The sequence below is a fragment of the uncultured Streptococcus sp. genome (assembly GCF_963521865.1).
GTDB lineage: Bacteria > Bacillota > Bacilli > Lactobacillales > Streptococcaceae > Streptococcus.
Map to the genome: position 1 here is coordinate 74,697 of NZ_CAUQWY010000004.1, position 13,112 is coordinate 87,808.

A 13,112-nucleotide genomic window follows, 5' to 3' on the forward strand; every position below is an offset into this window, starting at 1 on the left:
TTTTCATAGGCAGCTAAGGTCCTTTGAATCTTGATAATTGAACACGCCTGGAACCCTGTGTGAAAAAGATAGTTCTTCCAAGGAGTAGACATCCCTGGATCAGAATTCCTATTTTCACTTTGTGTTCTTACAGGCTTTGTATCTTAGAAATTGAACACGGACTACCTGCCTCTTGAAAAAAGATGTCTGTCTTGCCTTTCGTGGAAAGTCAGCGCCATTCCCTATTTTTCATGGGCAGCCAACGTCCTTTGTATCTTAGACAGGAGTAGAGATGAGTATTCGAGTAATTATTGCTGGTTTTAAGGGTAAGATGGGCCAGGCTGCTTGTCAGATGGTCTTGGCTGATCCAGACTTGGACTTGGTAGCAGTTTTGGATCCTTTTGAGTCTGAATCAGAATGGCAGGGTATTCCTGTTTTCAAGGATAAGGCTGATTTAGCAGGCTTTAAAGCGGATGTCTGGGTAGACTTTACTACACCAGCTGTTGCCTATGAAAATACACGCTTTGCTCTTGAAAATGGCTTTGCTCCAGTAGTTGGAACAACTGGTTTCACTAGTGAAGAAATTGCTGAACTAAAAGCATTTTCTCGTTCCCAAGATTTGGGTGGTTTGATTGCCCCTAACTTTGCCCTGGGTGCTGTCTTGCTTATGCAATTTGCGACGCAGGCGGCCAAATATTTCTCCAATGTGGAGATTATCGAGCTACATCATGACAAGAAAAAGGATGCTCCGAGTGGAACAGCTATTAAAACAGCTGAATTGATGGCAGAAGTTCGAGAGTCCATTCAGCAAGGTGCGCCTGATGAGGAAGAATTGATTGCAGGTGCCCGTGGTGCTGACTTTGATGGCATGCGGATTCACTCTGTCCGTCTACCAGGCTTGGTAGCTCATCAGGAAGTCATCTTTGGCAATCAAGGAGAAGGATTGACCCTCCGTCATGACTCCTATGATCGCAGCTCCTTCATGACAGGGGTGAATTTGGGAATTAAAGAAGTTGTCAAGCGTCATGAGCTTGTCTATGGATTAGAACACTTATTATGAGATTAACGCAAATGCCTTCTGAATTTCAGAAGGCTTTACCAGTATTAGAAAAAATTAAAGAAGCAGGCTTTGAAGCCTATTTTGTTGGAGGCTCTGTTCGAGATGCCCTCCTCAATCGTCCCATCCACGATGTGGATATTGCGACGTCTTCTTATCCAGAAGAAACCAAGCAGATTTTTCCGCGAACAGCCGATATCGGAATTGAACATGGAACTGTCTTGGTTTTAGATGGGGATGAGGAATATGAGGTAACCACTTTTCGAACAGAGGATGTCTATGTGGACTATCGTAGACCCAGTGCGGTTTCCTTTGTGCGTTCGCTGGAGGAAGACCTCAAGCGCCGTGATTTTACAGTCAACGCCTTTGCCTTGGACGAGACAGGAGAAATTGTTGACTTGTTCCATGGTTTAGAGGATTTGGAAAACCAAGTCTTGCGAGCAGTTGGAATGGCTAGTGAGCGTTTCAACGAAGATGCTTTGCGGATTATGCGTGGTTTCCGTTTTCAGGCCAGCCTTGGCTTTGAACTTGAGTCAGAAACATTTAAGGCTATGAAGACCTTGACACCACTTTTGGAGAAAATTTCTGTAGAGCGTACCTTTGTTGAGTTTGATAAACTCTTGCTGGCTCCGTTTTGGAGGAGGGGCTTGGCTTCCATGATTGAGAGTCAAGCTTATGACTATCTCCCTGATATGGCATCTAGCCAGGACAAGCTTAATAGACTGTTTGATTTGGAGACTGATTTTACCTTTGAATCCTCTGAACAAGCATGGGCGGCTTTACTATGGGCTTTGGAAATTGAAAATGCACAGACATTTTTGAAAGCTTGGAAGACATCACGCCAGTTTGCCAAGCAAGTTCAGGATTTACTGACTATTTTATCCTTGCGTGAAAAGGGAGAATTGAGCAAGCGCGATTGTTACCGCTTTGACTTGGACTTACTTTTACAGGCTGAAAATCTTCGTCAGGCTCAAGGAAAAGAAGTCAACCCACAAGCCGTCACAGTAACCTATCAGAGTTTGACCATTCATGACAAGAAAGAAATTCAGATTAATGGTGGTATTTTGATCAAGGAATATGGTTATCAGCCAGGGCCAGACTTGGGAGAGATTTTAACAGAGATTGAGTATGCCATTGTCGATGGAGAATTGCAAAATGACCGACAAGCCATCCATGCTTATCTAAGGGAGAAAAAATGAGTGATTTTATCGTTGAAAAACTAAGTAAATCCGTTGGTGACAAGACCGTTTTTAAGGATATTTCCTTTATCATCCATGACCTAGACAGAATCGGTCTGATTGGTGTCAATGGAACGGGTAAGACTACCCTTCTAGATGTTCTTTCTGGTGTTTCTGGCTTTGATGGGGATGTCAGTCCTTTTTCAGCTAAGAATGATTACCAGATTGGTTACTTGACCCAAGATCCTGATTTTGATGATAGCAAGACAGTTTTGGATACGGTCCTATCCAGCGACCTCAAGGAAATCCAGCTTATTCGTGAGTATGAATTGATCATGCTCAACTATAGTGAGGACAAGCAGGCACGTTTGGAACGGGTCATGGCGGAGATGGACTCTCTCCAGGCTTGGGAAATTGAGAGTCAGGTCAAGACCGTTCTTAGCAAGCTAGGTATTCAGGATTTATCTACTCCAGTTGGAGAATTGTCAGGTGGTCTAAGAAGACGGGTTCAGTTGGCGCAAGTTTTACTTGGCAACCATGACCTCTTGCTTTTGGACGAGCCTACTAACCATCTAGACATTGCAACCATCGAGTGGCTGACCCTCTTTTTGAAAAATTCTAAGAAAACCGTCCTTTTTATCACCCATGATCGTTATTTCCTAGACGCTTTATCAACACGGATTTTCGAGTTGGACCGAGCAGGATTGACAGAATACCAAGGAAATTACCAGGACTATGTTCGCCTTAAGGCGGAACAGGACGAGCGTGATGCGGCTCTTCTCCACAAAAAGGAACAACTTTATAAGCAAGAATTGGCCTGGATGCGCAGACAACCGCAGGCGCGTGCGACCAAGCAACAGGCTCGTATCAATCGTTTTCATGACCTGAAGAAAGAAGTTTCAGGTGGCGTTGCTGAAACAGATTTGACCATGAATTTTGAGACTAGTCGGATTGGGAAGAAAGTCATCGAGTTTCAGGATGTTTCCTTTGCCTATGAAAACAAGCCCATTCTGCAAGATTTTAATCTCTTGGTGCAGGCCAAAGACCGTATTGGAATCGTTGGAGACAACGGTGTGGGGAAATCAACCCTGCTTAACCTAATTGCAGGAAGTCTTGAACCGACAGCAGGTCGAGTTGTGATAGGGGAAACAGTTCGCATTGCCTATTTCTCTCAGCAAATTGAGGGATTGGATGAAAGCAAGCGAGTGATCAATTACCTGCAGGAAGTGGCAGAAGAAGTCAAGACCAGCGGTGGTTCTACGACTTCCATCGCTGAGTTGTTGGAGCAGTTCCTTTTCCCACGTTCGACGCATGGAACCTTGATTGAGAAATTGTCTGGTGGAGAGAAAAAACGTCTTTATCTCCTCAAATTGCTCTTGGAAAAGCCAAATGTCCTTCTCTTGGACGAGCCGACCAATGATTTGGATATTGCTACTCTTACAGTTTTGGAGAATTTTTTGCAAGGCTTTGCAGGGCCTGTCTTGACAGTTAGCCACGACCGCTATTTCTTGGATAAGGTAGCGACCAAGATTCTAGCTTTTGAGGATGGCAAGATTCGTCCTTTCTTTGGTCATTACACCGACTATTTAGATGAAAAGGCTTTTGAAACAGATATGGCCAATCAAGTGCAAAAGGCTGAAAAGGAAAAAGTGGTCAAGGTCCGTGAAGATAAGAAACGCATGACCTATCAAGAAAAGCAGGAGTGGGCAAGTATTGAAGGCGATATTGAAGTCTTGGAAGATTGTATCGCTGCTATTGAAGAGGAGATGCAGGCCAACGGCTCTGACTTTAGTAAACTAGCGACTCTTCAGAAAGAGCTAGATGAGAAAAACGAAGCACTCCTTGAAAAATACGAACGCTATGAGTATCTCAGTGACTTTGATAGCTAGAAGAATGGAAAAATCCCGTCTCATGACAGGATTTCTCTATTCTTTTTTGGTTTCTTGGTGAAAGATATTTTGCCAGGTTTCGTGGCGGCGCCAGATACTGGTATGGATGATACCATCTAACTCATAGCAGATGAGTTTGGTCTTTTGGCTGATGGAAGTGTTCTGAATATCCTTGATAGCAGAATTCAACTCTTTTTCGGCTTTATAGGCCTCTTTATCCATCTGCTCTCCATCTTGACGAATATAGACAAAATCGTCAGCCAAGAGTTCCTCCAGTTGATTTCCCTGATCAATCAATTGCTCGCGCATAAGCAATTTTTTGTAGATATTGTCTAAAATTTCATCCTCAGGAATAGGTGCGGGCTCGATATGGACATCGGTATCAAAGACTCCAAAACGTTCCTCCAGCATAGACTCGACTTGATCCGCGATTTCATGACTCTCAAAAACAGACAAGTCAGGATTCATTTCTAGCGTAATATCAAGGTAAATGTTGCTACCGTAGGTGCGACCTCTTTGCGATTTAACCTTGCTAATTTTTGGAATTTCCATAATGGCTTTTTGATAGTCCTCAAGCAGACGGTCGTCAAAGCCATCTGAAAGACTAAAGGAAGACTCGATAAAGATATCATAGGCAGTCTTCAAGATAAAGAAAGTGATGATGATAGCAACCAGTTTATCCACAATGGGATAATTGAAACTGCTGGCTAGGATGGCAATAGTAGTACCAAGTGAGGTAACAGCATCGGAAAGATTGTCCTTTGCTGCGGCCTTGAGTGCCTTGGAGTTGGATTTCTTACTGAGGCGAGTATTGTAGAGATAAACTACAAACATAATCGCTGCAGAAATGATTCCTAGAGTTGCACCAAGAGGGTCAATGACCGTTTCTTCATGACTGAGAATTTTTTGAATAGTATCCTGAAGTACATCGAAACCGACATAAAACATGATGATGGAAGTGATTAAGCTTGCCAAATCTTCAATCTTCCAATGGCCAAAACGGTGGTCTCGGTCAGCAGGCTGGCGTGCCATCCTGATTCCAATCAAGAGGGCCACATTTCCAATGATGTCGGACACGTTGTTAAAACCATCTGCCACCAAACTGGATGAATGGAGGAGGTGCCCAGTTGTTAATTTGGCTGCAGACAAGATCAAATAGGTCGAAATGCTGATAATGGCCCCACGCTCAGCTAACTTGAGATTTGAGATAGATTGCTTCATTCAATTTCCTTTCTAGTCACATAGCATTTTACCATTATACTGGTTTTCAAGAGAAAATTCAAATAGGATGGATAAAAGTAAGAAAATACAAAACAGAAAATGCTTTTTTTTTTTAGGAAATGTGATAGACTGATAAAGTGAAAAGTTGAGGTGGATAAGATTGAAAAAAATGAGTATTTTAGTAACGAGTATTTCTTTACTCTTTACTGTTTTAGTCTGGTTTTCGATGGTAACAAATGTCAAACAAGGAATACCGTTTTCAGATGCTAGTATTTTTGAATATTTTGGGTATGCAATGAATCGAGGAGAATTGATGTATGCAGACCTATTTGATCATAAGGGGCCAGTTGTTTTTTTACTGAACTACCTAGGATATCTTATTGGTGGTGCGTTAGGAATTAAATTTTTATACCTATTTTGCACATTTCTATTCTTTATAGCTAGCTATAAGATTTCAAGGTTATTTACTGGGAATAAGCAAACAATTTTAACTTTAGCAATTATATTTATAATTTATGAGTATTTTTTTGATGGTGGCTGGAGTTTAGAAGGTTTTATTTTACCTTTTTTGGCTTATTCATTATACATTTTTTTGAAATTATTTATAGAAAATGATTTCAGCAAAAATGATATCGTAGTATCAGGTGCATTTTTCGCTATTGTATTTTTTACGAAAGCAAATATGATAGGGATTTGGCTAGTATTTTGTATTTATGTATTGATTGATTTTATACTAAAGAAAGCATATAGGGAATTGATTTCTTTGATAGGATTATTTTTCGTTGGAGTATTAATACCAACTATCCCTTTGTGCCTATATCTGTTCTCAAAGGGCATCTTTATTGAAATGGTATACCAGTCGATTGGAATTAATTTTATTTATACTACAGAGTCTAATAACGTTTCGATGTATGAGATTATCAGATGGTACATTTCTCAAACAAATCTCTTAAGTCTTAATTTATTGATGTTATTTTCCTTGATACCACTGTGGAAGAAATTTGGAATAAAATCAATCTTCTATCATTTTGTTTTTATTGTTTGTTTACTTCTGGCTCTTATCTCAAAAAGAAGCTATGGTCATTACATTTTAGTAATGCTCCCGATTTTGATTCCATATATTTCCTATTTATTTCATAGCATATCCAAGAAAATGTCTTTTCAAGTATTTTTTGTCTTATTCTTAGGATTTATTATTGTATACCAGAATGATGTAAAATCCATCATGAAAAGTATGAATACAAGATATCTGAATAGATCTGAGAAACAGCAACGCGTTGCTAGCTATATAGAGAAAAATACGTCGATGGATGACCGAATTTATACACACCGTCAAAATGGAACAATTTATTTGTATAGTGAACGGCTAGCTAGTACAAAATTTTTCTTCATCCCAGCTGTGACAGATGATCGAGTTATTATTGATGAGTTTAAAAAATCTATACAAGAAAATCCTCCTATCTATATTGTATTTGATACTGAATGGGATTATGGTAAGAGGACTGACTCTTTTATTAAGGATTATATTAAAGTAAATTATCACTTAGAAAAACAGATTGATACAGCTATGATTTATAGAAAAGGAGGAGAATAGCATGAGCAGGAAAAATCCAATTTTATATATAGTTATTCCATGTTATAACGAAGAGCAAGTTTTACCACATACTAATCCAATGTTTGTTGAAAAAATTGAACAATTAGTAAAGAAAGAAGAAATCCATCCTCTTAGTAAAATCATGTATGTAAATGATGGTAGTAAGGATCGGACTTGGGAACTGATTGAAAGTTATGCTAATTCCATTCCTTCTGTAGTTGGTGTGTCACAAAGTCGTAATAGGGGGCATCAGAGTAGTGTCCTTGCAGGTATGTATGAAGCTATTCAGTTTGCTGATATAGTCATTACCATTGATGCTGATGGACAAGATGACATTAATTGCATGGACAATATGGTTTCGGAGTATAAAAGTGGTTCGGAAATTGTCTATGGTGTACGGGATAATCGTGACACGGATTCTGCTTTTAAACGAATTACAGCTGAAGGTTTCTATAAGGTACTACGCTTATTTGGAGCAGAAGTTGTTTTCAATCATGCCGACTATAGATTGGTATCAAAAAGATTTTTGAAGGAGTTAGAGAAGTTCCAAGAAGTTAATCTTTTTCTTCGTGGTTTAATGCCTTTAGTTGGTTTTAAATATTCTTACGTTTCGTATAAGCGCCATGAACGAATTGCTGGCGAGAGCCATTACCCACTTTCTAAAATGCTTGGTTTGGCTATGGATGGTATTACAAGCTTATCAATCAAACCGATTCGGTTGATTACAAGTTTTGGGGTCTTGACATCATTCTTTAGCTTTCTATTGATTATTTGGGTTTTATGGAGTAAGTTTGCTGGTACGGTTGTGGCTGGTTGGACAAGCACCTATGCAATAGTTAGTTTACTTGGTGGAGTACAATTGATTAGTTTGGGAGTCATTGGTGAGTATATTGGAAAGATTTACCTAGAAACGAAACGTCGTCCTAGATATATTATCAGTGAACGTACTTTTGATAAGGATAGAATTTTATAGAATCTTTACTCTTTAAAAACTTTTCAAAATTTGGTATAATAGTACTACTCAAGGGAGTAGCTGGCAGAAACCTGTGATAGTGTCGTCATTTCGAATTTTATACTGAAAAGTATGCTTTCCGGCCCTATCTTAAACAGCGAGACTTGTTATGATTAACAGGTCTCTTTTTGTTTGTCGTGAAAAGATACGATGAGGAAAAGAGAGTCTGTTTTGCACACAATGTCAAGGAGGAGACACATGTCAAAAGAACAAAAACGCCAAGCGTTTTACACTCAAAGTCCTGAAGAGGTCTTGAAGGCTGTGGATGCGACCGAGCAAGGTTTGTCATCAAGCGAGGCAGAAAAACGCCTTGCCGAATTTGGCCACAATGAGCTCGAAGAAGGCGAGAAACGATCAATCCTGGTCAAATTCATCGAACAATTTAAGGATTTGATGATTATCATCCTAGTTGCGGCGGCTATCTTGTCAGTCGTGACTTCTGGTGGGGAAGATATCGCAGATGCCATCATTATCCTAGCTGTGGTTATCATTAACGCTGCCTTTGGTGTTTACCAAGAAGGGAAAGCAGAAGAAGCTATCGAAGCCCTCAAATCTATGTCAAGTCCAGCTGCTCGCGTTCTTCGTGATGGCCACATGGCGGAGATTGACTCTAAAGAATTGGTACCTGGAGATATCGTTGCCCTTGAAGCAGGTGATGTGGTACCTGCAGACCTACGTTTGCTAGAAGCCAATTCTCTTAAAATTGAAGAAGCAGCCTTGACAGGTGAGTCTGTGCCAGTCGAAAAAGACTTGACAGTCGAGCTTGCTGCAGACGCTGGTATTGGGGACCGTGTCAACATGGCCTTTCAAAACTCTAACGTGACCTATGGTCGTGGGATGGGTGTTGTTGTCAATACAGGTATGTACACTGAAGTTGGTCATATCGCAGGTATGCTTCAAGATGCGGATGAGACAGACACACCACTTAAACAAAACTTGAACAACCTTTCTAAGGTCTTGACTTATGCTATCTTGGTCATTGCCCTTGTTACGTTTGTAGTGGGTGTCTTCATTCAAGGCAAAAATCCACTCGGTGAGTTGATGACCTCTGTTGCGCTTGCCGTTGCAGCCATTCCAGAAGGGCTCCCAGCTATCGTAACTATCGTTCTTGCCCTTGGTACTCAAGTTTTGGCTAAACGAAACTCTATCGTTCGTAAGTTACCAGCAGTAGAAACACTTGGTTCAACCGAAATCATCGCTTCTGATAAGACTGGTACGTTGACTATGAACAAGATGACAGTTGAAAAAGTCTTCTACGATGCAGTCCTACATGACTCAGCTGATGACATTGAGCTAGGTCTTGAAATGCCACTTCTTCGTTCAGTTGTCTTGGCTAATGATACGAAAATCGATGTGGAAGGCAATCTGATTGGTGACCCAACCGAAACAGCCTTTATCCAGTATGCCTTGGACAAGGGTTACGATGTCAAAGGTTTCTTAGAGAAATATCCACGTGTAGCTGAGTTGCCATTTGACTCTGACCGTAAGCTCATGTCAACGGTTCACCCATTGCCAGATGGTCGTTTCCTTGTAGCAGTCAAAGGTGCGCCAGACCAACTTTTGAAACGTTGTGTTCTTCGTGACAAAGCTGGGGATATTGCTCCGATTGATGAGAAGGTTACAAACCTCATTCATACAAACAACTCTGAAATGGCTCACCAAGCCTTGCGTGTCCTTGCAGGTGCTTATAAGATTATTGAGAGTATTCCAGAAAACCTTACTTCTGAAGAGCTTGAAAATGATTTAATCTTCACTGGTTTGATTGGGATGATTGACCCTGAACGTCCTGAGGCAGCTGAGGCTGTTCGTGTGGCTAAGGAAGCTGGAATTCGTCCAATCATGATTACGGGTGACCATCAAGATACTGCAGAAGCTATTGCCAAACGTTTGGGAATCATCGATGCAAATGATACAGAAGGACACGTTTTAACTGGTGCTGAACTCAACGAATTATCTGATGAAGACTTTGAAAAAGTAGTGGGTCAATACTCTGTTTATGCGCGTGTGTCTCCAGAACATAAGGTTCGTATCGTGAAAGCATGGCAAAAACAAGGTAAGGTCGTTGCCATGACAGGTGACGGTGTCAATGATGCGCCAGCTCTGAAAACAGCCGATATCGGTATCGGTATGGGAATCACTGGTACAGAGGTTTCTAAGGGGGCTTCAGACATGATTCTTGCTGACGACAACTTTGCGACTATTATCGTTGCAGTGGAAGAAGGACGTAAGGTCTTCTCAAACATTCAAAAGACTATTCAGTATCTACTTTCTGCCAATACTGCTGAAGTATTGACTATCTTCCTATCAACCTTGTTTGGTTGGGACGTCTTGCAACCAGTTCATCTTTTGTGGATTAACTTGGTAACAGATACCTTCCCAGCTATCGCTCTTGGTGTTGAACCTGCTGAGCCAGGTGTCATGAACCATAAACCACGTGGTCGTAAGGCAAGCTTCTTCTCAGGTGGTGTTTTCAGTTCTATCATTTATCAAGGTGTACTCCAAGCAGCTATTGTTATGAGTGTTTATGGTCTTGCAATTGCTTACCCAGTTCATGTGGGTGATAATCATGCCATGCACGCAGATGCCCTAACTATGGCCTTTGCAACCCTTGGTTTGATTCAGCTCTTCCATGCTTACAATGTCAAGTCTGTTTACCAATCCATCTTGACAGTTGGTCCATTCAAGTCTAAGACCTTCAACTGGTCCATCTTGGTATCCTTCATCCTTCTTATGGCAACAATCATCGTAGAACCGCTTGAAGGAATCTTCCACGTAACCAAACTAGACTTGTCTCAATGGGGAATCGTTATGGGCGGAAGCTTCTCAATGATTATTATCGTCGAAATTGTTAAGTTTATTCAACGCAAACTCGGTTTTGATAAGAATGCGATTTAAAAAAAAGTCATCTTCGGATGGCTTTTTACTACAGTTGAGGGTAAGGGGTTACAGTTATCAGCTTTTGTGCTATAATTGCTATAATATAGTAAAAAGCAAGAGGAGTGTGAGGAAGTGGAAAAGAAAATTGTGAAGGATATTTTGTTTTTATCTCAGGTATCTCAGCTGGCAAATCAGGATGATCTGTATCTTGCCAGAGATTTGCAGGATACACTCTTAGCAAATCGTGAGACCTGTGTTGGTTTGGCTGCCAATATGATTGGGGTGCAGAAGCGCGTGATTATCTTTAATCTGGGCTTGGTTCCTGTGGTCATGTTTAACCCAGTGCTCCTGTCCTTTGAAGGACCTTATGAGACAGAGGAAGGCTGTTTGTCCTTGGTAGGTGTGAGACCTACTAAGCGTTATGAAACCATAAGGGTTGCCTATCGTGACAGCAAGTGGCAGGAACAGACCATTACCTTGACAGGCTTCCCAGCTCAGATTTGCCAGCATGAACTGGATCATTTGGAAGGACGAATCATTTAGGAGGAAAGCAAATGAAACGAATAGTCTTTGAACTGCTTTTTATCGCAACGACCTGGTATATCTTTTTACCGCCTCTTAACCTGACCAGCTGGGAATTTCTCTTTTTCCTTTGTGGGCATTTGCTGGTTGTATCAATCTTATTTGGCTTTGGCAAGGGGATCAATCTGGTCAAAACGGTTCATGTGCGCCACGGCAAGGCGGAAGCTGCTTTAAATCTTGAGGGTTTCAAAATCAATCGGTTAGGGAAAGTTCTTTTTGCTTCTATTGGAGGAATTCTTCTCTTGGCAGGTTTGGTTTCCTTGGTGACTTCTAGCATTTTTCAGGCTAAAAATTATGCCAATGTAGTCACGGTGACGGAAAAAGACTTTACTGAATTTCCTAAGACTGACACCAGTAAGGTTCCTATCTTAGATAGAAGTACTGCTGAAAAAATTGGTGACCGCTACTTGGGTTCCCTAACAGATAAGGTGTCGCAATACGTAGCGGCAGATACCTATACCCAACTGACGATTGATGGGAAACCTTATCGAGTTACGCCACTAGAATATGCAGACCCTATCAAATGGTTTAACAATCAAGCCAAGGGAATCGGTGAGTATATAAAGGTGGACATGGTAACTGGAAATGCGAATTTGGTGGACTTGAAGACACCAATCAAGTATTCTGACTCGGAGTATTTTAACCGCGACGTCAAACGGCACTTGCGCTTTAAATATCCAACCAAAATCTTCAAGACTCCATCTTTCGAGGTGGACGATGAGGGTAATCCTTTCTATGTAGCAACGGTTTACCAAAAGCAATTTGGACTTGCGGTTCCTCGTCCTGTTTCAGTCATTATCTTGGATGCCACAAATGGAGAAACCAAGGAATACAGCTTGGCAGATGTTCCAGAATGGGTGGACAGGGTCTATCCAGCTGAGGAAACCATCGAGCAAATCAACTATAACGGCAAGTACAAGGATGGTTTCTGGAATGCCATGATTTCCAAGAAAAACGTGACCCAGACTACCAAGGGATATAATTATTTGTCTATCGGTAATGACATCTACCTCTACACAGGTGTGACGTCGGCCAATGCGGATGAAAGTAATCTTGGTTTCATCCTTGAAAATATGCGAACAGGAGAAATCACTAAGTACAGCTTGGCTTCTGCGACCGAAGAATCAGCCCGTGAATCAGCCGAAGGTGCTGTTCAGGAGAAATCCTACAAGGCGACCTTCCCAATCCTCATCAACCTCAATGATAAGCCTCTCTATATCATGGGCTTGAAGGACAATGCAGGCTTGGTCAAAGAGTATGCTTTGGTAGACGCAGTCGAGTACCAGAATGTCATCGTAGCTACGACAGTGGAAGAGCTGCTCAGCAAGTACGCCAAGAAAAACGACCTTGAAATTGACAATGCAACGACAGAAAGCATCAAGGGTGTGGTAGCAGACCTCAAATCAGCTGTTATCAAGGGCGATACTGTCTACTTCTTTAAAGTTGATGGCAAGATATATAAGGTCAAGGCCTCTGTATCAGATGACCTCCCTTACCTTGAAAATGGTAAAACCTTCGAAGGTCAAGTCGGTAAAGACAATTATCTCAAGACCTTTAAAGTGCAGTAAGAGGAGAGGCTGGAGAAAAATCTTAATTTCAGGAAAAAATGAAGTAAATCTTTCCATAATAAACGTATTGTATCAAGGTTTTGCAACACCTGATAGATGCGTTTTTCTGATTTCTAAGACTTTCCCCAGTCTCTTTTCAGATGAATTCCTTGGTA

9 protein-coding genes are annotated in these 13,112 nt (G+C 41.2%); 8 read left to right on the forward strand and 1 reads right to left on the reverse strand.

All coding sequences use genetic code 11. From position 1 onward, the window contains the following. Positions 1–271: 271 nt before the first annotated feature. Genes dapB through RWO85_RS02450 form a run of 3 tightly spaced genes read left to right on the forward strand, consistent with a single transcriptional unit; the run spans position 272 to position 4,103 of the window. Positions 272–1,039: a 4-hydroxy-tetrahydrodipicolinate reductase gene (gene dapB, locus RWO85_RS02440; RefSeq protein ID WP_314413770.1), complete on the forward strand. Its 768-nt coding sequence runs from the start codon at positions 272–274 to the stop codon at positions 1,037–1,039. Continuing rightward, complete coding sequence (locus RWO85_RS02445) at positions 1,036–2,235, forward strand: CCA tRNA nucleotidyltransferase (RefSeq protein WP_314413771.1); 1,200 nt, start codon at positions 1,036–1,038, stop codon at positions 2,233–2,235. Before dapB ends, RWO85_RS02445 begins: the two co-directional genes overlap by 4 nt. After that, complete coding sequence (locus tag RWO85_RS02450; RefSeq protein ID WP_314413773.1) at positions 2,232–4,103, forward strand: ABC-F family ATP-binding cassette domain-containing protein; 1,872 nt, start codon at positions 2,232–2,234, stop codon at positions 4,101–4,103. Before RWO85_RS02445 ends, RWO85_RS02450 begins: the two co-directional genes overlap by 4 nt. 36 nt (positions 4,104–4,139) lie before the next feature. Here RWO85_RS02450 and mntE read toward each other — a convergent pair whose 3' ends face one another. Further along, positions 4,140–5,324, reverse strand: a complete 1,185-nt coding sequence (gene mntE / locus RWO85_RS02455; RefSeq protein ID WP_314413774.1) for a CDF family manganese efflux transporter MntE — start codon at positions 5,322–5,324, stop codon at positions 4,140–4,142. 160 nt (positions 5,325–5,484) lie between these two features. Here mntE and RWO85_RS02460 point away from each other — a divergent pair, with 160 nt between their 5' ends. The 5 genes from RWO85_RS02460 to RWO85_RS02480 all read left to right on the forward strand — a co-directional run bounded on the left by RWO85_RS02460 (position 5,485) and on the right by RWO85_RS02480 (position 12,957). Beyond that, on the forward strand, positions 5,485–6,918 hold the full coding sequence (locus tag RWO85_RS02460; RefSeq protein WP_314413776.1) for a hypothetical protein: 1,434 nt from the start codon (positions 5,485–5,487) through the stop codon (positions 6,916–6,918). A gap of 1 nt (position 6,919) precedes the next feature. After that, the gene (locus RWO85_RS02465; RefSeq protein WP_314413778.1) at positions 6,920–7,891 is read left to right on the forward strand and encodes a glycosyltransferase family 2 protein; all 972 of its coding nucleotides are present in this window, start codon (positions 6,920–6,922) and stop codon (positions 7,889–7,891) included. Positions 7,892–8,128: 237 nt separating this feature from the next. Continuing rightward, positions 8,129–10,825 (forward strand): cation-translocating P-type ATPase, encoded by a 2,697-nt coding sequence (locus tag RWO85_RS02470; RefSeq protein WP_314413780.1) that lies wholly within the window; start codon positions 8,129–8,131, stop codon positions 10,823–10,825. A gap of 114 nt (positions 10,826–10,939) precedes the next feature. Next, positions 10,940–11,350, forward strand: coding sequence for a peptide deformylase (locus tag RWO85_RS02475; RefSeq protein ID WP_314413782.1), 411 nt, complete (start codon positions 10,940–10,942; stop codon positions 11,348–11,350). A gap of 11 nt (positions 11,351–11,361) precedes the next feature. Beyond that, the gene (locus RWO85_RS02480) at positions 11,362–12,957 is read left to right on the forward strand and encodes a hypothetical protein (RefSeq protein WP_314413783.1); all 1,596 of its coding nucleotides are present in this window, start codon (positions 11,362–11,364) and stop codon (positions 12,955–12,957) included. Positions 12,958–13,112 lie beyond the last annotated feature (155 nt).